The organism is Streptomyces sp. NPDC023481 (assembly GCF_055560195.1).
This window is the reverse complement of record NZ_JBVHJE010000009.1, coordinates 144010-166363: the sequence shown is the minus strand read 5'-3', so window position 1 is coordinate 166363 and position 22354 is coordinate 144010. Positions and strand designations below refer to the sequence as shown.

General features: G+C 70.9%; 16 protein-coding genes. 11 read left to right on the top strand and 5 right to left on the bottom strand.

The features are described 5' to 3' along the window. The first annotated feature begins 124 nt into the window (after positions 1 to 124). From ngcE to ACZ3ZD_RS19505, 10 genes are all read left to right on the top strand, one after another. Positions 125 to 1570 carry an N-acetylglucosamine/diacetylchitobiose ABC transporter substrate-binding protein gene (gene ngcE, locus ACZ3ZD_RS19550; RefSeq protein ID WP_467398767.1) on the top strand — a complete coding sequence of 482 codons (1446 nt, stop codon included), beginning with the start codon at positions 125 to 127 and terminating at the stop codon, positions 1568 to 1570. A gap of 30 nt (positions 1571 to 1600) precedes the next feature. After that, positions 1601 to 2527 carry a carbohydrate ABC transporter permease gene (locus ACZ3ZD_RS19545; RefSeq protein WP_467398765.1) on the top strand — a complete coding sequence of 309 codons (927 nt, stop codon included), beginning with the start codon at positions 1601 to 1603 and terminating at the stop codon, positions 2525 to 2527. A gap of 5 nt (positions 2528 to 2532) precedes the next feature. Beyond that, positions 2533 to 3456 carry a carbohydrate ABC transporter permease gene (locus ACZ3ZD_RS19540; protein ID WP_467398762.1) on the top strand — a complete coding sequence of 308 codons (924 nt, stop codon included), beginning with the start codon at positions 2533 to 2535 and terminating at the stop codon, positions 3454 to 3456. Positions 3457 to 3681: 225 nt separating this feature from the next. Continuing rightward, positions 3682 to 4881, top strand: coding sequence for an ROK family transcriptional regulator (locus tag ACZ3ZD_RS19535; RefSeq protein WP_467398760.1), 1200 nt, complete (start codon positions 3682 to 3684; stop codon positions 4879 to 4881). 133 nt (positions 4882 to 5014) lie between these two features. Then, the gene (locus ACZ3ZD_RS19530) at positions 5015 to 6121 is read left to right on the top strand and encodes a sugar ABC transporter substrate-binding protein (RefSeq protein ID WP_467399005.1); all 1107 of its coding nucleotides are present in this window, start codon (positions 5015 to 5017) and stop codon (positions 6119 to 6121) included. Between the two features lie 244 nt (positions 6122 to 6365). After that, the gene (locus ACZ3ZD_RS19525) at positions 6366 to 7157 is read left to right on the top strand and encodes an ATP-binding cassette domain-containing protein (protein WP_467398757.1); all 792 of its coding nucleotides are present in this window, start codon (positions 6366 to 6368) and stop codon (positions 7155 to 7157) included. Beyond that, positions 7154 to 8467 carry a sugar ABC transporter permease gene (locus ACZ3ZD_RS19520; protein WP_467398755.1) on the top strand — a complete coding sequence of 438 codons (1314 nt, stop codon included), beginning with the start codon at positions 7154 to 7156 and terminating at the stop codon, positions 8465 to 8467. Before ACZ3ZD_RS19525 ends, ACZ3ZD_RS19520 begins: the two co-directional genes overlap by 4 nt. 142 nt (positions 8468 to 8609) lie before the next feature. Continuing rightward, the gene (gene dxs / locus ACZ3ZD_RS19515) at positions 8610 to 10538 is read left to right on the top strand and encodes a 1-deoxy-D-xylulose-5-phosphate synthase (RefSeq protein ID WP_467398752.1); all 1929 of its coding nucleotides are present in this window, start codon (positions 8610 to 8612) and stop codon (positions 10536 to 10538) included. A gap of 140 nt (positions 10539 to 10678) precedes the next feature. Continuing rightward, positions 10679 to 12202, top strand: a complete 1524-nt coding sequence (locus ACZ3ZD_RS19510; RefSeq protein WP_467398750.1) for an amino acid permease — start codon at positions 10679 to 10681, stop codon at positions 12200 to 12202. A 66-nt stretch (positions 12203 to 12268) separates the two neighbouring features. Then, a complete protein-coding gene (locus ACZ3ZD_RS19505; RefSeq protein ID WP_467398748.1) occupies positions 12269 to 13807 on the top strand; it encodes a glycosyltransferase family 39 protein in 1539 nt (512 codons plus the stop codon). Between the two features lie 83 nt (positions 13808 to 13890). Here ACZ3ZD_RS19505 and ACZ3ZD_RS19500 read toward each other — a convergent pair whose 3' ends face one another. Next, entirely contained in the window at positions 13891 to 14277 is a 387-nt protein-coding gene (locus tag ACZ3ZD_RS19500; RefSeq protein WP_467398746.1) for a PIN domain-containing protein, read from the bottom strand. A 48-nt stretch (positions 14278 to 14325) separates the two neighbouring features. Between ACZ3ZD_RS19500 and ACZ3ZD_RS19495 the strand changes: the two genes are divergently transcribed. Then, positions 14326 to 15342: a PLL family lectin gene (locus tag ACZ3ZD_RS19495; protein WP_467398743.1), complete on the top strand. Its 1017-nt coding sequence runs from the start codon at positions 14326 to 14328 to the stop codon at positions 15340 to 15342. Between the two features lie 76 nt (positions 15343 to 15418). Here ACZ3ZD_RS19495 and ACZ3ZD_RS19490 read toward each other — a convergent pair whose 3' ends face one another. The 4 genes from ACZ3ZD_RS19490 to ACZ3ZD_RS19475 form a co-directional block, all read right to left on the bottom strand. Further along, complete coding sequence (locus ACZ3ZD_RS19490) at positions 15419 to 17548, bottom strand: 3-hydroxyacyl-CoA dehydrogenase NAD-binding domain-containing protein (RefSeq protein WP_467398741.1); 2130 nt, start codon at positions 17546 to 17548, stop codon at positions 15419 to 15421. Next, positions 17545 to 18762 (bottom strand): thiolase family protein, encoded by a 1218-nt coding sequence (locus tag ACZ3ZD_RS19485; protein ID WP_467398738.1) that lies wholly within the window; start codon positions 18760 to 18762, stop codon positions 17545 to 17547. The genes ACZ3ZD_RS19490 and ACZ3ZD_RS19485 overlap by 4 nt, the downstream gene beginning before the upstream one ends. 149 nt (positions 18763 to 18911) lie before the next feature. Continuing rightward, complete coding sequence (locus ACZ3ZD_RS19480) at positions 18912 to 19946, bottom strand: LacI family DNA-binding transcriptional regulator (RefSeq protein WP_467398736.1); 1035 nt, start codon at positions 19944 to 19946, stop codon at positions 18912 to 18914. Next, a complete protein-coding gene (locus ACZ3ZD_RS19475; RefSeq protein WP_467398733.1) occupies positions 19946 to 22312 on the bottom strand; it encodes a glycoside hydrolase family 2 protein in 2367 nt (788 codons plus the stop codon). The genes ACZ3ZD_RS19480 and ACZ3ZD_RS19475 overlap by 1 nt, the downstream gene beginning before the upstream one ends. Positions 22313 to 22354: the final 42 nt, after the last annotated feature.

The following is a 22354-nucleotide window of genomic DNA, read 5'->3' as shown; positions in this document are numbered from 1 at the left end:
CTATACCTGTCGGCGTTTCCCGCACGACCCTGCACCACCCCTGCACGACCCAGCACTACCCGACCGCGGTGCCGGGGAGGATCCGGTTCACCGCCTGAGTCCTGGAGAAGGCGAGGACTTGAGCATGGGATCCACCTCGAACCACGGTGCCGAAGGTGTCGGCCGTCGTGATCTGATCAAGCGGTCCGCCGCGCTCGGCCTGGTCGCAGCCCCCGGCATGGGCCTGCTGTCGGCCTGTGCGAGCAGTGGCGGCGGCGGGCAGAAGAAGGACAAGGCGGGCCAGAAGACGGCCAGGAACCCGCTCGGGGTCAATGACACCGCCAAGATGGAATTCGTCCTCTTCGACGGCGGCTTCGGCAAGGAGTACGCCGAGGACGCGGTGAAGATCTACCAGAGGGACTTCCCCAAGGCCACGGTGAAGTTCTCCGCCACCCAGAAGATCCAGTCCACCCTGCAGCCCCGCTTCAACCAGGGCAACCCGCCGGACCTCATCGACAACTCCGGCGCCGAGCAGATGGACATGGGTGTACTCGTCGGCAAGAACCAGCTGGCCGACCTCACCCCGCTGCTGGACGCGCCGTCGTACGACGACCCGACCAAGAAGGTCCGCGACACTCTGCGCCCCGGCATCGTGGAGATGGGCCAGTTCGACGGCAAACCCGTCTGGATCCTCTACTACGCCTACACGGTCTACGGTGTCTGGTACTCGCAGAAGGCCCTGGACTCCCTCGACGAGAAGTACCCCGAGACCTGGGACGAGATGCTCAAGGTCTGCGAGAAGGCCAAGAAGAAGGGCATGGCGGGCTGGACGTACGCGGGCAAGTACCCGTACTACATCCCGTTCTCCCTCTACCCGATGATCGGCAAGGTCGGCGGGCGCGAGGTGCTCGACGCCATCGACAACCTGGAGCCGAACGCCTGGAAGCACCCGGCCGTCAAGGCCTGTTTCGAGGCGTACTACGAGCTGTACAAGAAGGGCTACATCCTCCAGGGCACCCCGGGCCTGGACCACATCCAGTCGCAGACCGCCTGGGCCAAGGGCAAGGCGCTGTTCATCCCGAACGGCTCCTGGGTGGAGAACGAGTCGGCCAGCGTCATCCCGGCCGACTTCGACCTCGCGGTCTCGGCGCCCTCCGGTATCGACTCCTCCGACAAGCTGCCGTTCGGCACGATCTGGGCCTCCGGTGGTGAGCCCTTCATCGTGCCGGCCAAGGCCGCGAACGCCGAGGGCGGCATGGAGCAGCTGCGCATCATGCTCTCCGAGGCGTCCTCGAAGAACTTCACCGCCAAGGTGAAGTCGCTGACCGCGTACAACGGCGGCACCACCGGCATCACCCTCACCCCGGGCCTGAAGTCGGGTGTCGCGGCGCTGAAGCTCGCCGGGTCCAACGTGGTGAATCCGCGGCTGCAGGACTGGTACGTGCAGCTGCAGAAGGAGAAGATCGGCGTCTCGGGTCTCGGCGAGATGATGGCCGGCCGGCTCACCCCCGCCGAGGCCGTCAAGAAGATCCAGTCATTCGCCGACGAGGCGGCCAAGGACACCTCCATCAAGCACTACAAGCACCAGTAACCAGCACCCTTCCAACGCACCGGAGTGGCGATGCAGCACGGCAAGTACCGGTTCATCGTGGGGTTTCTGGTCCTGCCCCTGGGACTGTACGCGCTCTTCGTGGTGTGGCCGTTCATCCAGTCCATCTATTACTCGTTCACGGACTGGACCGGCCTGAGCCCCGATTTCAAGGTGGTCGGCTTCGACAACTACAAGAGGATGCTCGACGACGACATCTTCTGGAAGTCGTTGCAGCACAGTCTGCTGTTCGCCCTGGTGCTGCCGCTGGTGACGATCAGTCTGGCGTTGTTCTTCGCCTTCATGATCAATGTGGGCGGACGCCGCAGACGGGGCGGCCCCGTGATCTCGGGGGTCCGGGGTTCCTCCTTCTACAAGATCGTTTATTTCTTCCCGCAGGTCCTGTCGATCGCGATCGTCGCGCTGCTGTTCCAGTTCGCCTACAACCCCGACAGCGGCGCGATCAACTCGCTCCTGCGCGGCATCGGCCTCGACCACGTCCAGCCGCTGTGGCTGGGCGATCCGGGGCTCGCGCTGTGGTGTGTGATGGCGGTGCTGGTGTGGTCCACGGTCGGCTTCTTCGTGGTGCTGTTCTCGGCGGGCATGGCCTCCATCCCGGCCGAGCTGTACGAGTCGGCCCTGCTGGACGGCGCGAGCCGCTTCACCACCTTCTTCCGCATCACCCTGCCGCTGCTGTGGGACACCGTGCAGTCCGGCTGGGTCTACATGGGCATCCTCGCGCTCGGCGCCGAGTCGTTCGCGGTCGTGCAGATCATGACGACGGGGCCGGGCGGGCCCGACTACTCGACCACGGTGATGGTCCTGTACGTGTACCAGAAGGCGTTCCGGGACGGTCAGGCCGCCTACGCCACCACCATCGGCGTCGCCCTCCTCGTCGTCACGCTGGCCTTCGCGGCGATCGTGATGCGGCTGGGCCGTCGCGAGCGGCTGGAGTTCTAGAAGCGATGAAGACGACCGAGACCCCCGCCCCGCTGCCGGCCGAGTCCGGCGCCACCGTCTCGAAGATCGACGCACCGGCCGCGCGGCCCGCCCGGCGCAGGAGGGAGGGCGGCGTCCTCAACGCCTTCTCCCACGGCGTCCTGGTCATCTGGGCGATCATGGTGGTCATGCCGCTGCTGTGGGCGGTGATGACGTCCTTCAAGGACGACAGCTCCATCTTCGGCTCGCCCTGGTCCCTGCCGGACAGGCTGCACTTCGACAACTGGTCGCGGGCCTGGACCCAGGCCAACATGAGCGACTACTTCCTCAACACCGTCCTGGTGGTCGGTGGCTCGCTCATCGGCACCCTGGTGCTGGGCTCCATGGCGGCGTACGTCCTCGCCCGCTTCGACTTCCCGGGCAACCGTTTCATCTACTACCTGTTCGTCGGCGGCATGAGCTTCCCGATCATGCTCGCGCTGGTCCCGCTGTTCTACGTGGTGAACAACATGGGGCTGCTGAACACGATCCACGGCCTGATCCTGGTCTACATCGCGTACTCGCTGCCGTTCACGGTGTTCTTCCTCACGGCCTTCTTCCGTACCCTGCCCACGTCCGTCGCGGAGGCGGCGTTCGTGGACGGCGCCTCGCACACGCGTACGTTCTTCCAGATCATGCTGCCGATGGCCAAGCCGGGTCTGATCAGCGTCGGTATCTTCAACTTCCTGGGCCAGTGGAACCAGTACATGCTGCCGACGGTCCTCAACACCGACCCCGACAAACGGGTCCTCACCCAGGGCCTGGTCCAGCTGGCCGTCAGCCAGGGCTACAAGGGTGACTGGTCGGGCCTCTTCGCCGGCCTCGTGATGGCCATGTTGCCGGTGCTCGGGGCGTACATCGTCTTCCAGCGCCAGGTCGTCCAGGGCCTGACCGCGGGGGCGCTGAAGTAGCGCCGCCCGCCCTGCGGGGTGACGCCCCGCGACCGTCCGTGCGCACGCCGCTCCCCCCGCCGGGAGCGGCGTCCCTGCCGTTTTCCATGGCATACGTGCCGTTATCGGAGTGCCCGGATCGGTTCAACCTCTTGACGTAAGCAACCCCGAACGGCTCAGCTTAGAGTTCACTAGTTGGACATACACGGGGCCTCGCCGAAGCGGCCCCGCGCTCAGGAGGTCGTCGTGGAGACTCCAGGGTCGCAGTCGTCGCTGCACCGGGCCAACCTGGAGCGGGTCGTCCGGGCCGTGCGCCTGGCCGGGTCCCTCACGCAGGCGGAGATCGCGCGGACGACCGGGCTGTCCGCAGCGACCGTCTCCAACATCGTGCGGGAGCTGAAGGACGGCGGAACCGTCGAGGTCACGCCCACGTCGGCGGGCGGGCGGCGGGCCCGCAGCGTCAGCCTGAGCGGCGACGCCGGCATCGTCATCGGCGTCGACTTCGGGCACACCCACCTGCGCGTCGCGGTCGGGAACCTCGCCCACCAGGTGCTGGCCGAGGAGGCCGAGCCGCTGGACGTGGACGCCTCCGCCGACCAGGGCTTCGACCGGGCCGAACAGCTGGTCAACCGCCTGGTCGCGGCGACCGGCGTGGACCGGGCCAAGGTGGCCGGCGTGGGACTCGGCGTACCGGGCCCGATCGACGTGGAGTCGGGCACCCTGGGCTCCACCGCGATCCTGCCCGGCTGGGGCGGCACCAAGCCAGCCGAGGAGCTGCGCGAACGGCTCGGCGTGCCCGTACACGTGGACAACGACGCCAACCTCGGCGCCCTGGGCGAGCTGGTCTGGGGCAGCGGCAAGGGCGTGCGGGACCTCGCGTACATCAAGGTCGCGAGCGGTGTCGGTGCCGGTCTGGTCATCGACGGGAAGATCTACCGCGGCCCGGGCGGCACGGCCGGAGAGATCGGGCATATCACACTCGACGAATCCGGTCCGGTCTGCCGCTGCGGGAACCGTGGCTGCCTGGAGACGTTCGCGGCGGCGCGCTATGTGCTCCCGCTGCTCCAGCCCAGCCACGGCACCGACCTGACCATGGAGGGCGTCGTACGGCTGGCCAGGGACGGTGATCCCGGCTGCCGTCGGGTCATCGCCGACGTCGGCCGCCACATCGGCAGCGGAGTGGCCAATCTCTGCAACCTGCTGAACCCGAGCCGGGTGGTCCTCGGCGGTGATCTCGCCGAGGCCGGCGAGCTGGTGCTCGGGCCGATCAGGGAGTCCGTCGGCCGCTACGCCATTCCCAGCGCGGCACGCCAACTGTCCGTGCTTCCAGGGGCGCTTGGGGGCCGCGCGGAGGTGCTCGGAGCGCTCGCCCTCGCCCTGAGCGAGATGGGCGATTCCACCCTTTTGGAGGGTGCGCTGCCCGTGGCGACTCCTGCCTTCACTTAGAGAACGGATGGCACCGTTGCCATCTCGTTAAGGATTTACTTCTTGACGTCGCTCGTGTGGCCGAGTTGACTTCCAGCCACCTCGGCCGCAACGACGCGGCCTCGTCAGGGAGGTTTCACAAGTGAACGCACGTATGCGTCGTGCCGCCGTTGCCGTTGCCGCCGGCGCGATGGCCGTCTCGCTGGCCGCCTGTGGCAGCGCCAAGGAGTCGAAGGGCAACGACGACTCTTCCTCCGCGTCGGCCAAGAAGGGCGACGACATCAAGGTCGGTCTGCTCCTGCCGGAGAACAAGACCGCCCGGTACGAGAAGTTCGACAGGCCGCTGATCGAGAAGAAGATCAAGGAACTGACGAACGGCAAGGCACAGGTCCAGTACAACAACGCCCGCCAGGACGCGAACCTGCAGGCGCAGCAGGTCGACACCATGATCACCAACAAGGTGGACGTCCTGATCGTGGACGCGGTGGACGCCAAGGCCATCCAGAACTCCGTCCAGAAGGCCGTGGACCAGGGCATCAAGGTCGTCGCCTACGACCGCCTCGCCGAGGGCCCGATCAGCGGCTACACCTCGTTCGACAACGAGGAGGTCGGCCGCACCCAGGGCAACGCCCTGCTGAAGGCGCTGGGCTCCAAGGCCACCAAGTCCTCCAAGATCGTCATGATCAACGGCTCGGTGACCGACCCGAACGCCGCCCAGTTCAAGAAGGGCGCGCACTCCGTCCTCGACGGCAAGGTCACCGTCGCCAAGGAGTACGACACCAAGGAGTGGTCGCCGGACAACGCCAACTCCGAGATGGAGGCGGCGATCTCCGCGGTCGGCAAGAAGAACATCGCGGGCGTCTACTCCGCCAACGACGGCATGGCCGGCGGTATCATCACCGCCCTCAAGGCCGCCGGCCTGAACGTCCCGGTCACCGGCCAGGACGCCGAGCTGGCCGGCGTGCAGCGCATCGTCGCCGGTGACCAGTACATGAGCGTCTACAAGCCGTACGCCCCCGAGGCCGACGCCGCCGCCGAGATGGCCGTCGCGCTCGCCCAGGGCAAGTCGCTCGACTCGGTCGCCAAGGACAAGGTCTCCAGCACCTCCCAGAAGGACGTGCCCTCGGTCCTGGTCCCGGTCACCTCGCTGACCAAGGACAACATCAAGGACACCGTCATCAAGGACGGCGTCTACACCGTGGCCGACATCTGCGCCGGCAAGTACAAGTCCGCCTGCGACAAGCTCGGCCTCGACAAGTAACAGGCAAGCAGTCCCCGGTCCCCTCCGGCCCGCCGGCGTTCACCGCCCGAACGCCCGCGGCGGAGGCGGCCGACTGCCGAAGACTCCTCCGGCGCCCCGCGCAACCGACAGCCCCGCAAGCTCGGCGCGGGGCGCCGGACGGAACTCCCCCCGGGTTGCTCCCAACCCACCCACACGGGTTGTTCCGACCCGTCCACCCTGCATCTTTCTGCACAACCTCCCGCCGGGTCAGGCGGCGAAGGAGATGGTTCACGTGTCCGCTACGCCCGTGCTGGCGTTGCGCGGGGTCTCCAAGCGGTTCGGTGCCGTTCAGGCGCTCACCGACGTAGAGCTTGAGGTCCACGCCGGTGAGGTGGTCGCCCTGGTCGGCGACAACGGCGCCGGAAAGTCCACGCTGGTCAAGACGATCGCCGGCGTGCACCCCATCGACGAGGGCGCCATCGAGTGGGACGGCAAGCCGGTGTCGATCAGCCGGCCGCACGACGCCCAGGCGCTCGGCATCGCGACGGTCTACCAGGACCTCGCGCTGTGCGACAACATCGACGTCGTCGGCAACCTCTTCCTCGGCCGTGAGCTGAAGAAGTGGGGCGTCCTGGACGAGGTCGAGATGGAGCGCCGCTCGCGCGAGCTGCTCACCACGCTGTCGATCCGCATCCCCAGCGTCCGCATCCCGATCGCCTCGCTCTCCGGCGGCCAGCGCCAGACCGTGGCCATCGCCCGCTCCATGCTCGGCGACCCCAAGCTGGTCATCCTGGACGAGCCGACCGCCGCCCTCGGCGTCGAGCAGACCGCCCAGGTGCTCGACCTCGTCGAGCGGCTGCGCGAGCGCGGCCACGCCGTCATCCTCATCAGCCACAACATGGCGGACGTGAAGGCGGTGGCCGACAAGGTCGCCGTCCTGCGCCTCGGCCGCAACAACGGCGTCTTCGAGGTCAAGACGACCTCGCAGGAGGAGATCATCTCCGCCATCACCGGCGCCACCGACAACGCCGTGACCCGCCGTGCGGCGCGCACGAACGGGGAGGTTTCCCAGTGAGCATCGACAAGACCTCCGCGAACCTCGACGAGACGCCCGGGGAGCCGCAGGACGCCCCGGTCGTCAACCCGGAGGCCGCGGCCGCCGCGGTCACCGCCGTCGACCCGCGCCTGCTGGTGCGCGAGCAGGGCCTGCTCGGCTACTGGAGCGAGTTCAAGCGCAAGATGAAGGCCGGCGAGCTGGGCTCCCTGCCGGTCGTGGTCGGCCTCGCCGCCATCTGCGTCATCTTCCAGGTGCTGAACTCCAACTTCCTGTCCGCGCAGAACATCAACGACGTCACCGTCACGATGGTCGGCACGGGCATGATCTCGGTCGGCATCGTCTTCGTGCTGCTGCTCGGCGAGATCGACCTGTCGGTCGGCTCGGTCAGCGGCGCGGCCAGCGCCCTGATGGCCGTCCTCGCGGTCAACCAGGGCTGGCCCGAGTGGGCGGCCGTCCTCCTCGCCGTCGGCGCCGGTGTCGCGATCGGCGCGCTGCACGGCTTCTTCTTCGCGGTGCTCGGCGCCCCCGCCTTCGCCGTCACGCTGGCCGGCCTGCTGTTCTGGCTCGGCTTCATGCTGAAGGTGCTGGGCGAGGACGGCACGATCAACCTCGACGGCGAGGGCCTGGTCGCCAAGCTGACCACGTACTACTTCTCCGACGTCGCCGCCGCGTACGGCCTCGCCGTGGTCGTGGTCGCCGTGTTCTTCCTCACCTCCTTCCTCGCCAACCGGCGCCGGGAGGCCGCGGGCGTCCCGTCCCGGCCGCTGAGCGACACCGTGCTGCGCACGGTCCTGCTGGCCGTGGTCTCCTTCGCCGCCGCCTACATGTACAACCAGTACAAGGGCCTGCCGCTGGCCACGGTGATCTTCCTCGCGTTCCTGGTCGGCACCGACTTCGTGCTGCGGCGCACCGCCTACGGCCGCAAGATCTTCGCGCTCGGCGGCAGCGTCGAGGCCTCCCGGCGTGCCGGTATCAACGTCACGGCGGTCCGGATCTCCGTCTTCGCGATCTCCGGTGGTCTCGCGGCGGTCGGCGGTCTGTTCCTGGCCTCGAAGATCGCCTCGGCCAACCAGAGCGCCGGCACCGGTGACCTGCTGATGAACGCGATCGCCGCGGCCGTCATCGGTGGCACCTCGCTGTTCGGCGGGCGCGGCCGTACGTGGAACGCGCTGCTGGGTGTGCTGGTGATCGTGTCCATCCAGTACGGCCTCCAGCTGCAGTCCATCGCGGAGCCGGTGAAGTACATGATCACCGCCGCGGTGCTGCTGACCACCGTGGTGATCGACTCCATCACGCGCAAGACGCAGAAGACGGCAGGGCGCGCGTAACGCCCCCGGCGTCCCCGAGGGGGCGCCCGCTGTGCCCGGCACCGTCAAAGGTGTCGGGCACTGTCATGTGTTGCCGGGCCGGAAGATTAGACTCGGGCGAGCCCGGCAACAGCTCGATCAGCTCTACTGCAAGGAGGCACGGGTGCCGCTGCTGACCCGTATCAGGGGACCGCGCGATCTGGACCGGCTCAGCCTGGAGGAGCTGGACCAGCTGGCGGAGGAGATCCGTGGCTTCCTCGTCCAGGAGGTCTCCAAGACGGGCGGGCACCTGGGCCCCAACCTCGGTGTGGTGGAGCTGACCATCGCCCTGCACCGGGTCTTCGAATCCCCTAAGGACAAGGTGCTGTGGGACACCGGCCACCAGTCCTACGTGCACAAGCTGCTCACCGGCCGGCAGGACTTCACGCGCCTGAAGATGAAGGGCGGCCTGTCCGGCTACCCCTCGCAGGCCGAGTCCGAGCACGACGTCATCGAGAACAGCCACGCCTCGACCGTGCTCGGCTGGGCCGACGGCATCGCCAAGGCCAACCAGCTGAAGAAGCGGGACAGCCACGTCGTCGCCGTCATCGGTGACGGGGCGCTGACCGGCGGCATGGCCTGGGAGGCGCTCAACAACATCGCCGAGGCCAAGGACCGCCCGCTGGTCATCGTCGTCAACGACAACGAGCGCTCCTACGCCCCCACCATCGGCGGCCTCGCCAACCACCTGGCGACCCTGCGCACCACCGACGGCTACGAGCGCTTCCTCGCCCGGACCAAGGACATCCTCGACCGCACCCCGGTCGTCGGCAGGCCGCTGTACGAGACTCTGCACGGCGCGAAGAAGGGGCTGAAGGACTTCATCGCCCCGCAGGGCATGTTCGAGGACCTGGGCCTGAAGTACGTCGGCCCGATCGACGGCCACGACATCGAGGCACTGGAGTCGGCGCTGGCCCGGGCCAAGCGGTTCGGCGGCCCGGTCATCGTGCACTGCCTGACCGAGAAGGGCCGCGGCTACCAGCCCGCCCTCCAGGACGAGGCCGACCGGTTCCACGCCGTCGGCAGGATCCACCCGGACACCGGGCTGCCGATCGCCTCCTCCGGCGCCGACTGGACCTCGGTCTTCGGCGAGGAGATGGTGAAGCTCGGCGAGGAGCGCGAGGACGTCGTCGCCATCACCGCGGCCATGCTCCAGCCGGTGGGCCTGGACCGCTTCGCCAAGCGCTTCCCGGACCGGGTGTACGACGTCGGGATCGCCGAGCAGCACGGCGCCGTCTCCGCGGCCGGCCTCGCCTACGCCGGGCTGCACCCCGTCTTCGCCGTGTACGCCACGTTCCTGAACCGCGCCTTCGACCAGGTCCTCATGGACGTGGCCCTGCACCGGTGCGGGGTCACGTTCGTACTGGACCGGGCCGGTGTCACCGGCACCGACGGCGCCTCGCACAACGGCATGTGGGACATGTCGATCCTCCAGGTGGTGCCCGGGCTGCGGCTGGCCGCACCGCGCGACGCCGACCAGGTGCGCGCCCAGCTGCGCGAGGCCGTCGCCGTCGAGGACGCGCCGACCGTCGTGCGCTTCTCCAAGGGCGCCGTCGGCCCCGCCGTACCCGCCGTGGGCCGGGTCGGGGGCATGGACGTGCTCCGGGAGCCGGGCGCCGGCCGGCCGGACGTGCTGCTGGTCTCCGTGGGCGCCCTCGCCCCGATGTGCCTGGAGATCGCCGAGCTGCTCGACCGCCAGGGCATCTCCACCACCGTGGTCGACCCGCGCTGGGTCAAGCCCGTCGACGAGGCCATGGCCCCGCTCGCCGAGCGGCACCGGGTCGTCGTCACCGTCGAGGACAACAGCCGCGTCGGCGGTGTCGGCTCCGCGATCGCGCAGGCCCTGCGGGACGCCGGCGTGGACGTGCCGCTGCGCGATTTCGGCATCCCGCCGCGCTTCCTCGACCACGCCTCCCGCGCCGAGGTGCTCACGGAGATCGGGCTGACCGCGCCGGACATCGCCCGCCAGGTCACCGGACTGGTCGCCAAGCTCGACGGCCGGTTCGGCGACACGGCCGGCACGGTGGACTCCGTGGAGTCCGCGCGCGACTAGACAGCGACGTCACGGGCCGGTTCCGCCGCTCCTCCGGGTGGCGGAACCGGCCTTTTTGCGTGAACCTGCCTGTGCCGGGGCAAATGCGCCCCAGCCCGCTCGATCATGTCGAGGACGACAAGCGTGTGGGAGGTAGGCCCGTGAGCAGCACGCTCTTCAGGACGAAGAAGATCGAGCAGTCGATCCTCGACACCGAGGAACCCGAGCACGCGCTCAAGAAGTCCCTCTCCGCGCTCGACCTGACCGTCTTCGGCGTCGGCGTCATCATCGGCACCGGCATCTTCGTCCTCACCGGGCAGGTCGCCAAGAACAACGCCGGCCCCGCGGTGGCCCTGGCCTTCGTGGCGGCCGGTGTCGCCTGCGGACTCGCCGCCCTCTGCTACGCCGAGTTCGCCTCCACGGTCCCCGTGGCGGGCTCCGCGTACACCTTCTCGTACGCCTCCCTGGGCGAGCTGCCCGCCTGGGTCATCGGCTGGGACCTGGTCCTGGAATTCGCCCTCGGCACCGCCGTGGTGGCGGTCGGCTGGTCCGGCTACATCCGCTCCCTGATGGACAACTGGGGCTGGCACCTGCCCGCCTACCTGGGCGGCCGGGACGCCGCCTCCGGCTTCGGGTTCGACGTCCTCGCCGCCGCGCTCGTGCTCGTCCTCACCGCCATCCTCGTCGTCGGCATGAAGCTGTCCGCGCGGATCACCTCGATCGTCGTCGCCGTCAAGGTGGCCGTCGTCCTCATCGTGATCATCGCGGGCGCGTTCTTCGTCAACGGCGCCAACTACAGGCCGTTCGTCCCCCATCCCCAGGCGGTGCCCGCGGGCGGCAACCTCAAGGCCCCGCTGATCCAGCTGATGTTCGGCTGGGCACCGTCCAACTTCGGTGTGATGGGCATCTTCACCGCCGCCTCGGTGGTGTTCTTCGCGTTCATCGGGTTCGACATCGTCGCCACCGCCGCCGAGGAGACCCGCAACCCGCAGCGGGACATGCCGCGCGGCATCATCGGCTCCCTGATCATCTGCACCGTGCTGTACGTCGCCGTCTCCATCGTCGTCACCGGCATGGAGAAGTACACCCGGCTCTCGGTGGACGCCCCGCTCGCCGACGCGTTCAAGTCCATCGGCCACCCCTGGTACGCGGGCGTCATCAGCTTCGGCGCCGCCGTCGGCCTGACCACCGTCTGCATGATCCTGCTGCTCGGGCAGACCCGGGTGTTCTTCGCGATGAGCCGGGACGGGCTGCTGCCCCGCTTCTTCTCCCGCGTCCACCCGCGCTTCCGCACCCCGCACCGGCCGACCATCCTGCTCGGCGTGATCATCGCGATCGTGGCCGGCTTCACCAGCCTCAGCCAACTCGCCGAACTGGTGAACATCGGCACGCTGTTCGCGTTCGTCGTCGTCGCCCTGAGCGTCATCATCCTGCGCAGGACCCGCCCGGACCTGCCCCGCGCCTTCCGCACCCCCTGGGTCCCGGTCATCCCCATCCTGTCCGTGTGCGCCTCGCTGTGGCTGATGCTCAACCTGCCCGCCGAGACCTGGCTCCGGTTCGCCGTCTGGATGGTCATCGGCTTCTTCGTCTACTTCCTCTACGGCCGCTCCCACAGCCGCCTCGGCCGGCAGCAGCGGGCCGACGCCGGCGAGGTCTCACGGCCGCCGGACGGGACGCCCCGGTAACCGACCGGCCCCCGCCCCGTATGTCCCGCTTCGGCTGGGGCGGCGGGGCCGGATAGCGTGCGGACCATGCTCGCCGCCCCGCTCGCCCCCGCCCGGCCCACGGTCACCCGGACGGCGTACTGGGCGCGGCTCCTGCCCCTGCTGACGGCCCTGGCCTGCGCCACCCGGGTGCCCTCCTTCGTCCGGCCGCTGTGGAACCCGGACGAGGGCTTCCTCGCCGTACAGGCCCGGCTGCTGGCCGGGGGCGGGCAGCTGTACGACACGGTCGTGGACCGCAAGCCACCGCTGCTGCCCTGGCTGTACCAGGCCGCGTTCGCGCTGTGCGGCTCCGGCTCGCTGGCCCCCCTGCGGGTGCTCGCCGTCCTCGCCCAGCTGCTCACCGCCGTCCTGCTGGCCTCCCTGGCCCGCCGCCGCTGGGGCGGCCGCGCCGGCCGTACCGCCGGGGTGCTGTACCTGCTCGTCTCGGTCGGGCTCAACCCGGAGGACGCGCAGGCCGCCACCTTCGAGGTGTTCATGCTGCCCTGGACGGCCGCCGCCCTGTGGTGCGCGGACCGGGGGCGCTGGGGCGCGGCCGGGGCCGCCGTCGCCGCCGCGTTCCTGACCAAGCAGACCGGCGGCGCGGTCCTGCTGCCGGCGGCCTGGCTGCTGCACCGCCGGGGCGGCACCCGCGGGGGCCTGCCCCGGCTCGCGGCCGGTTTCGCGGCGCCCGTGCTCGGCGCGGCCCTGCTGACCGACCCCGCCGGCTTCCTGTTCTGGACGGTGACCGGGTCCGCCGCGTACGCCACCCCCACCGGCTCCGAACTCCACGTCCTGGTCCGCGCGCTGACCAACACCGCGATCCTTGCGGCGGCCTCGGCGGGGCTGCTGCCCCCGGTCGTACGGGCCCTGCGCACCGCCCGCACCGGAGCGGCCGAGCTGTGGCTGTGGCTGGCCTCCTCGGCCGTCGCGGTGATCCTCGGCTGTCACTTCTTCGGCCACTACTACCTGCAACTCACCCCGCCGCTCGCCCTGCTGGCCACCGCCGCGCTGCACGTCCTGCCCCGGGAACGGCACCTGGCCGCCGTCCTCACCTCGGCCTGCGCCTGCGCCCTCTTCGTCGGCTGGGGCCTGCTCGCGCCGCGCCCCGAACTCGCGCACGCGCAGCGGCTCGCGGCGGCCCTCGCGCACCGCACGGCACCCGCCGACCGGGTCCTGGTGTGGGGCATACACCCGGAGACGTACTGGCTGGCCGGCCGCACCCCCGCCACCCGCTACCTCACCGCGGGCCTGCTCACCAACTACAGCGGCGGCCGGGACGGCCCCCGGGTCGGCGAGGAGTACGCCGTCGCCGGCACCTGGCCGGTCTTCCGCCGGGAGATGACCGCGCACGCCCCCGCCCTGGTCGTCGACGACTCCCGTGGCGAGCCCTACGCCCCCGCCCGCCTCCCCACCCTGCGCCGCCTGCTGGCCGCGGACTACGCGGAGGTGGACCGCGTCGACGGGGCGGTACTGTACGCCCGGCTACCGCCCGGACAACGAGCCCGGCTCACCCCAGCACCGTACGCGGCCCCGCCACCCCGGCCCCCAGCTCCGTCACCCGGCGCCGCAGCTCCCGGTCGCTGGTGACCACGAGCCGTTCTGCCGGGTCAGTTCCGCGCTCCGGTCCCCCCCGCTGCCCGGTGCGGGCTCCTCCCGGGCGCGGGCGCGTTTCAGCCCCGCACCGTACGCGGCCCCGCCACTCCGGCCCCCAGCTCCGTCACCCGGCGCCGCAGCTCCCGGTCGGCGGTGACCACGAGACGGGGCCGGCCGGCGTTCTGCGCGGTCAGTTCCACGATCCGGTCGTCCCCGCTGCCCGGTGCGGGCTCCACCCGGACGCCGGGCACCGAGGCCACGCCCCGGGCCGCGCCCTCGACCACGAGGACGATCTCCACGGGCCCGGTGTGCCCGGGCAGTCCCCGGCTCGCCAGACGGTCCCTCAGCCGCTCGGCAGCGCCCCTGCGATCCCGCCACCAGCCGTCGGGACGGGAACCCACGACGTTCGCGCCGTCCACGACGACGAGCAGCGGGGCGGGGGAGACGGAGGCGTCATCGGTCATGCACCCCAGGGTCGCACGGGCCCGTACCGGTCGGCTTAGAGTGAACCGGTGAACGGCGACTGGTTCCTGCGCGGCCGCGACGGCCGCCTGAGTGTCTACCAGCTGTCGGGCGAGGCCGTCCGGTGCCGGGCGGAACGCGGCCCCGGCGGCCCCTGGTCCGCCCCCCGCACGGTGGGCGGCGAGCAGCGACTGCACCCCGTCCTGGCCGTCGGCCAGGGCGCCGACGGCTATGCCCACCTGGTCTCCTGGCGGCCCACGGTCACGGGCGAGTCCGGGCTGGTGCACTCCACGCACTTCCGCCCGCACCTCGCGGCCCTGGACTGGAACCCGGTCGGCCACCCCAACAAGAAGGGCGACCGCACCGGCACACCCGCCGTCGCCGTGGACGCCGAGGGCCGCGCCCACCTCTTCGTCCGCAACAGGGGCGGCGGTGTGAGCATGCTCGCCCAGAAGGAGAAGGGCGGCTGGGACCCCTGGCGGGACCTCAAGGGCAAGGAGGTCCAGGACGGACTCGCTGCGGTGACCGGGGAGTCGGGCAGGGTCGAGCTGTACGCGGCCGTCCCGCAGGGCCTGCTGTACTGGCGTCAGGAGGAGCCGGGCGCCCAGCCGGTACTGCAGGAGGCCCTCCAGGCGCCGGTCCGCCCCGGCACCCTGCGCGCCCTGGCCACCTCCCCGGACCGTACGACCGTCTTCTACACCGACACCTCCGGCGACCTGTGCGCCTGGCGCCCGGGCGGCAAGCCGGTCACCCTGCTGCCCGCGGCCGGCTCCGGCCCGGTCTCGGCGGTCCGCTGCGACCTGGACGGCCACGACTGCACCCTGCTGGTCCAGCGTGCGGCGAGCCGCCGGGTCGCCTTCGCCGCGTACCCGACCGAACTGGAGTCCGCCGGCGCCTGGTGGACCGAGTCGGGCCCCGAACTGCCCCTGGACGCGCTGGTGTCCCTCACGAAGGACGCCGAGGGCCGCGTGGTGGCGGCGACGTCGTCCCCTTCGACCGGCCGCCTGCTGCTGACCCGGCGCAAGGACGAGCCGGGGCTGGCGCTGGAGGCGTGGCGGGAGGTCTGACACACACGAGAGGGCCCCCGCCGCGGCGGGGGCCCTCACTGCTGTCACCCGGGGTCACGGGACCCGGGAACCGGTGCTACGCGGGAACGCTCGCCACGCCGGGCGCCAGGAACCTCTTGCCGTTCACGCGCTCCGACACGCCCTCGCGGTCCAGGTACGGCGTGATGCCGCCCAGGTGGAAGGGCCAGCCGGCACCCGTGATCAGACACAGGTCGATGTCCTGGGCCTCGGCGACGACGCCCTCGTCGAGCATGAGCCCGATCTCCTGGGCGACGGCGTCCAGCACGCGGGCCCGCACCTGCTCCTCGGTCAGGACGCTGTCGCCCTGCTTGAGCAGCGCGGCGACCTCCGGGTCCAGCTCGGGCTTGCCGCTGTCGTAGACGTAGAAGCCGCGCTTGCCCGCCTCCACGACCGCCTTGAGGTTCGGGGAGACCGTGAAGCGGTCCGGGAACGCGCCGTGCAGCGTCTCGGAGACGTGCAGGCCGATCGCCGGGCCGACCAGCTCCAGCAGCACCAGCGGGGACATCGGCAGACCGAGCGGCTCGACGGCCTTCTCGGCGACCTCGACCGGGGTGCCCTCGTCGATGACGTTCTGGATCTCGCCCATGAAGCGGGTCAGGATGCGGTTCACGACGAAGGCCGGGGCGTCCTTGACCAGGACCGCGGTCTTCTTCAGCTTCTTGGCGACGGCGAAGGCCGTGGCCAGCGAGGCGTCGTCGGTCTGCTCGCCGCGGACGATCTCCAGCAGCGGCAGCACGGCGACCGGGTTGAAGAAGTGGAAGCCGACGACCCGCTCGGGGTGCTTCAGCTTCGACGCCATCTCGGTGACCGACAGCGAGGAGGTGTTGGTGGCGAGGATCGCGTGCGCCGGGGCGACCGCCTCGACCTCCGCGAACACCTGCTGCTTGACACCGATCTCCTCGAACACGGCCTCGATGACGAAGTCCGCGTCCGAGAAGCCCTCGGCCTTGTCCAGCACACCGGTGACCAGCGCCTTGAGGCGGTTGGCCTTGTCCTGGTTGATCCGGCCCTTGCCGAGCAGCTTGTCGATCTCGGCGTGGACGTAGCCCACACCCTTGTCCACGCGCTCCTGGTCGATGTCGGTCAGCACGACCGGCACCTCCAGGCGGCGCAGGAACAGCAGCGCGAGCTGGCTGGCCATCAGACCGGCGCCGACGACACCGACCTTGGTGACCGGGCGGGCCAGGTTCTTGTCCGGGGCGCCGGCGGGACGCTTGCCGCGCTTCTGCACCAGGTTGAACGCGTAGATGCCGGCGCGCAGTTCCCCGCCCATGATCAGGTCGGCGAGGGCCTGGTCCTCGGCGTCGAAGCCCTGCTGGAGGTCCTCGTTCTTCGCGGCGGCGATGATGTCGAGGGCGCGGTAGGCGGCCGGGGCCGCGCCGTGCACCTTGGAGTCCGCGATGAAGCGGCCCTTGGCGACGGCCTGGTCCCAGGCGTCGCCGCGGTCGATCACCGGACGCTCGACCTTGACGTCGCCCTTGAGCACCTGGGCGGTCCAGATCAGCGACTGCTCCAGGAAGTCGGCGCCCTCGAAGAGCGCGTCCGCGATCCCGAGGTCGAAGACCTGACGGCCCTTGAGCTGCTTGTTCTGGTTCAGCGAGTTCTCGATGATGACCGAGACGGCCTTGTCGGCGCCGATCAGGTTCGGCAGCAGGGTGCAGCCGCCCCAGCCGGGGACCAGGCCGAGGAAGACCTCGGGCAGCGAGAACGCCGGGATCGCCTGGGAGACGGTCCGGTAGGTGCAGTGCAGGCCGACCTCGACACCGCCGCCCATCGCCGCGCCGTTGTAGTAGGCGAAGGTCGGGACGGCCAGCTTCGACAGGCGCTTGAAGACCTCGTGGCCGCCCTTGCCGATGGCGAGCGCGTGCTCGTGCTCCTTCAGCAGCTCGACGCCCTTGAGGTCGGCGCCGACCGCGAAGATGAACGGCTTGCCGGTGATGCCGACGCCGACGATCTCGCCGTCCGCGGCCTCCTTCTCGACCTGGTCGAGGGCGGTGTTCAGGTTCGCCAGCGAGGCCGGTCCGAAGGTGGTCGGCTTGGTGTGGTCCAGGCCGTTGTCCAGCGTGATCAGCGCGAAGCGGCCGGCGCCGGCGGGGAGGTCGAGGTGGCGCACATGCGCACGGGTGACGACCTCGTCGGGGAACAGCTCGGAAGCCTGCTTGAGAAGCTCGGCGGTGGTGCTCACTTGTCCCCCTCGAAGTGCGGGTTCTCCCAGACGACCGTCGCGCCCATGCCGAAGCCGACGCACATGGTGGTCAGGCCGTAGCGGACGTGCGGCTGCTCCTCGAACTGGCGGGCCAGCTGCGTCATCAGGCGGACGCCGGAGGAGGCCAGCGGGTGGCCGAAGGCGATGGCGCCGCCGTACTGGTTGACGCGCTCGTCGTCGTCGGCGATGCCGTAGTGGTCGAGGAAGGCCAGCACCTGTACGGCGAAGGCCTCGTTGATCTCGAACAGGCCGATGTCGGAGATGGACAGGCCCGCCTGGGCGAGGGCCTTCTCCGTCGCCGGGATCGGGCCGTAGCCCATGACCTCCGGCTCGACGCCCGCGAAGGCGTACGACACCAGGCGCATCTTCACCGGCAGGTCGTTCTCGCGGGCGAAGTCCTCGCTGGCGATGATCGACGCGGTGGCGCCGTCGTTCAGACCGGCCGCGTTGCCCGCGGTGACCCGGCCGTGCACACGGAACGGCGTCTTCAGACCGGCCAGGTTCTCCAGGGTGGTGCCCGGGCGCATCGGCTCGTCGGCCGTGACCAGGCCCCAGCCGGTCTCGCCGGCCTCGGGGCTGGTGCGGCGCACGGAGATCGGCACCAGGTCCTGCTGGATCTTGCCGTTGGCGTACGCCTTGGCGGCCTTCTCCTGCGAGCGCACCGCGTACTCGTCGGCGCGCAGCTTGGTGATGTGCGGGTACCGGTCGTGCAGGTTCTCCGCGGTCATGCCCATGAACAGGGCCGACTCGTCCACCAGCTTCTCGGACACGAACCGCGGGTTGGGGTCGACGCCCTCGCCCATCGGGTGGCGGCCCATGTGCTCGACACCGCCGGCGATGACGGCGTCGTAGGCACCGAACGCGATCGAACCGGCGGTGGTCGTCACGGCGGTCAGGGCGCCGGCGCACATGCGGTCGATGGAGTAGCCCGGAACGGACTGCGGCAGGCCCGCGAGGATGCCGGCCGTGCGGCCGAGGGTCAGGCCCTGGTCGCCGATCTGCGTGGTCGCGGCGATGGCGACCTCGTCGATCTTCTTCGGGTCCAGCCCGGGATTGCGGCGCAGCAGCTCCCGGATCGCCTTCACGACGAGGTCGTCGGCACGGGTCTCGTGGTAGATGCCCTTCGGGCCCGCCTTGCCGAACGGGGTGCGGACGCCGTCGACGAAGACGACGTCCCTGACGGTACGAGGCACGATGGCTCTCCTCCAGATGCGGGATGGCACTGCTGCGTTGCGCTGAGCGCGCGCTCAGGTCCCATGCTACTTACGAGTAACGTGACTGCCCAGCCCTGTGGGCTGGAGCGGTGAACGTCACATCGACGCAGCCGCGGCGCCGCCGCCGCTCACCGGGGCGGAGCCGTGGACCCGCGCGGCGCCAGCACCGGCGTGGGCACCGGATGCGAGCCCGGACCCTCACCCATGATCTCCCCGAACAGCGTCCGGGCCACCTCCGCCCCGAACCCGTAGACGTCGTGGCTCATCGCCGACAGCGTCGGATGGGTCAGCCGGCACAACTGCGAGTCGTCCCACGCCAGCAGCGACACCTCGTCCGGCACCCGCAGCCCCATCTCCGCCGCGACCGACAGCCCCGCCACCGCCATGATGTCGTTGTCGTACACGATCGCCGTCGGCCGGTCGGCCGGCGCGGCCGTCAGCAGCGACCTCGTCGCCCGCGCCCCCGCGTCCCCGGAGAAGTCGGTCGCCACCTGCCACGCCCCGGCCAGCGCCAGCGCCCCCGCGGCCTCGTCGAACGCGGCCGTGCGGATCCCGGTGTGGCCGAGGGCCGCCGCCCCGCCGACCCGGGCGATCCGCCGGTGTCCGAGCGCGGCGAGGTAGCGCACCGCCTCGGTGACGGCCGTGGCGTCGTCCGTCCACACGGAGGTGAGACCACCGGTCAGCGACGGGTGGCCGACGGCGACCACGGGCAGCCCGAGCCGCCGGGCGACCGGCACCCGGGGATCGTCCACGCGCAGGTCGACCAGGATCGAGCCGCCGATGTGCCGGCCCCGCCACCACGCGTCCAGCAGCCCGGCCTCCTCCTCGGGGCTGCGTACCAGCCGCAGCAGCAGTGAGCAGGAGTGCTCGCCCAGCACGCTCTCCACGCCCGAGACGAACTCCATGTAGAACGGCTCCAGGCCCAGCATCCGGGCCGGCCGGCACACCGCCAGCCCCACCACGTCCACCCGCGCCCCGGCCAGCGACCGGGCGGTGTGGCTCGGTGCCCAGCCCAGTTCCCGGGCGGCCGCGAAGATCCGGTCGCGGGTGGCCTCCGACAGCCCCGGCTTGTGGTTGAAGGCCAGCGACACGGCCCCCTTGGAGACTCCGGCGCGGGCGGCGACGTCCTTGATGGTGACGCGGGGAGTCGGGGTCGAGGGCATCAGACGGGCTCCATGCAGTACAGCGCGGAACGCGCGGCGGACGGGTCGGGAGTCTGCCAGCCGCGCACGCCGATCGTCACCCGCTCGCCGGGCAGCAGGGTGACCAGCCCCCGGTCGGCCCGCGCCGCCGGGTCCAGCCGGTCGGCCTGGAGCAGCAGGTCCCGCACCAGCGTGCGGGCCGTGACGGTCACCGTCCCCGGGGCGACCCGCACGTGGAACTCGGGCCGGGGGTACGGGATGTCCCGGTCCGGCGCCGGGAAGTACAGGGCCCGGAGCCCGCCCGCGTCGGCCACCAGGAACTCCTCGGGCCCTTCGGGGCGCAGCTCGCGCGGTACGGCGATCCCGGCCACCGCGCGCGCCCCCGCGGCCAGTTCCCTGCTCTCCGAGCCGAGCACGGAGCCGTCGACGCTCATCCGGCGCAGGGTCAGCGCGTCCGTCCAGCCCTCGGCGGCCTGGTTGACGACGGCCAGCACCAGTCCCGTCTCCCGCGGTTGGAGCGTCAGCAGCCGGTCCGCGTACAGCCGTTTCAGCTCGTGGTACAGCGGTTTCTCGCGGCCGTCGCCGTCGATCGCCGCCCACGAGGTCACCGGCCAGCAGTCGTTGAGCTGCCAGACGACCGTGCCCGCGCACACCGGCCAGTGGGAGCGCCAGTGCTCGATCCCGGCGGCCACCGCACGCGCCTGGTTGACCTGGGTGAGGTAGTGCCAGCGGTCGAAGTCCCGCACCGGGACGGCGAAATGGCGGGCGAGGCCGCGCTCCAGCTTGCCGTTTCCGTCGTCGGCCTTCTGGTGGTGCAGCATGCCGGGGGAGTCCGGCGCCGGGTCCTCCCCGGGCAGCGCGCGCCGCAGGGTGGCGTACGCGGGCGGCGCCTGCCAGCCGAACTCGGCCACGAAGCGCGGCACATGGTTCCGGTAGACCGCGTAGTCCTCGCGGTTCCACACCTCCCACGAGTGGTGGGTGCCGTGCGCCGGGTCGTTGGGGTGGTGGTCCCAGGAACCGGACCACGGGCTGCCCGCCGTGTACGGCCGCGTCGGGTCCGTCTCGGCCACGACCCGGGGCAGCAGGCCCAGGTAGTACCCCTCGCCCCAGGACGCCCCGGCCAGCCGCCGCTTCCAGCCCCAGTCCCTGAAGCCCCACAGGTTCTCGTTGTTGCCGTTCCACAGCACCAGCGAGGGGTGCGGCATCAGCCGTACGACGTTCTCCCGGGCCTCGGCCTCCACCTCGGCGCGCAGCGGCTGCTCCTCCGGGTAGGCCGCGCAGGCGAACGGGAAGTCCTGCCAGACCAGCAGGCCCAGTTCGTCGCAGGCGTCGTAGAAGTCCTCGCTCTCGTAGATCCCGCCGCCCCAGACGCGGACGAGGTCGACGCCCGCCCCGGCGGCCTGCGCGAGCCGGTGCCGGTAGCGCTCCCGGGTGACCCGGGAGGGGAGGACGTCGTCCGGGATCCAGTTGACGCCCCGCGCGAACAGCCGCTCCCCGTTGACGACCAGGGTGAACCCGGTGCCGTGCGCGTCGGGCCCGCGGTCCAGCTCCACGGTCCGGAAACCGATCCGGCGCCGCCACACGTCCAGCGGCTCCTCCTCGTGCAGCAACGTCAACTCGACGTCGTACAGCGGTTGTCCGCCGTAGCCGCGCGGCCACCACAGTCGTGCGTCCGGTACCCGCAGCCGTACCGTCCCCGCGGAGCCCGTCAGGCCGGCCCGGACCGCCCGGCCGCCCACCCGGGCCTCGACGGTGAGCCGGGCCTGAACCCCGGTCCGCTCCACCTCGACGTGCAACTCCACGACGCCCTCGCCCCGGTCGACGGTGACGAGCGGGCGCACCCGGCTGATCCGGGCCGTGGACCAGTGCTCCAGCCGCGCCGGGCGCCAGATTCCGGCCGTCACCAGCGTGGGACCCCAGTCCCAGCCGAACGAGCAGGCCATCTTGCGCAGGTACTGGTACGGCTCGGCGTAGGCGCCGGGCCGCTCGCCCAGCCGGTCCCGCAGCGCCTCCGCCTCGGCGTAGGCGGAGGCGAACCGCACGGTCAGCGGGCCGTCCAGGCCGGTCACCGGGAAGCGGTACGAGCGGTGCATGTTCCGCACCCGGCCGAGGAGACGGTCGCCGACGCCGATCTCGGCGGCGGTGTCGAGCCCGTCGAAGACCAGGTCGGTCCGCTCGTGCCCGGAGCCGGCCCGCAGCCGGGTCCCGTACGTCCACGCCCGCCGTCCCACCCACGCCACCTCGTGCTCGTTCGCGCCGAGGAACGGATCCGGGATCACCCCGGCCGCGAGCAGGTCGGTGTGCACGCACCCCGGCACCCGGGCCGGCAGATCCGCGCCCTCGTACCGCAGGGTCCAGCCGTCGGTGAGCGGTGTGACCTCCAGCATGGGCGCTCCCTAAACCGGTCTATGCCTGTCCTGGACGTGCTT

What these genes read in the sequence shown, in the direction of transcription:
- ACZ3ZD_RS19500 (WP_467398746.1), bottom strand. Translation starts at nt 14,277, where the DNA reads ATGACCGATGACGCCTCCGTCTCCCCCGCCCCGCTGCTCGTCGTCGTG.
- ngcE (WP_467398767.1), top strand. Translation starts at nt 125, where the DNA reads ATGGGATCCACCTCGAACCACGGTGCCGAAGGTGTCGGCCGTCGTGAT.
- ACZ3ZD_RS19545 (WP_467398765.1), top strand. Translation starts at nt 1,601, where the DNA reads ATGCAGCACGGCAAGTACCGGTTCATCGTGGGGTTTCTGGTCCTGCCC.
- ACZ3ZD_RS19530 (WP_467399005.1), top strand. Translation starts at nt 5,015, where the DNA reads ATGCGTCGTGCCGCCGTTGCCGTTGCCGCCGGCGCGATGGCCGTCTCG.
- ACZ3ZD_RS19505 (WP_467398748.1), top strand. Translation starts at nt 12,269, where the DNA reads ATGCTCGCCGCCCCGCTCGCCCCCGCCCGGCCCACGGTCACCCGGACG.
- ACZ3ZD_RS19475 (WP_467398733.1), bottom strand. Translation starts at nt 22,312, where the DNA reads ATGCTGGAGGTCACACCGCTCACCGACGGCTGGACCCTGCGGTACGAG.
- ACZ3ZD_RS19525 (WP_467398757.1), top strand. Translation starts at nt 6,366, where the DNA reads ATGGTTCACGTGTCCGCTACGCCCGTGCTGGCGTTGCGCGGGGTCTCC.
- ACZ3ZD_RS19540 (WP_467398762.1), top strand. Translation starts at nt 2,533, where the DNA reads ATGAAGACGACCGAGACCCCCGCCCCGCTGCCGGCCGAGTCCGGCGCC.
- ACZ3ZD_RS19480 (WP_467398736.1), bottom strand. Translation starts at nt 19,946, where the DNA reads ATGCCCTCGACCCCGACTCCCCGCGTCACCATCAAGGACGTCGCCGCC.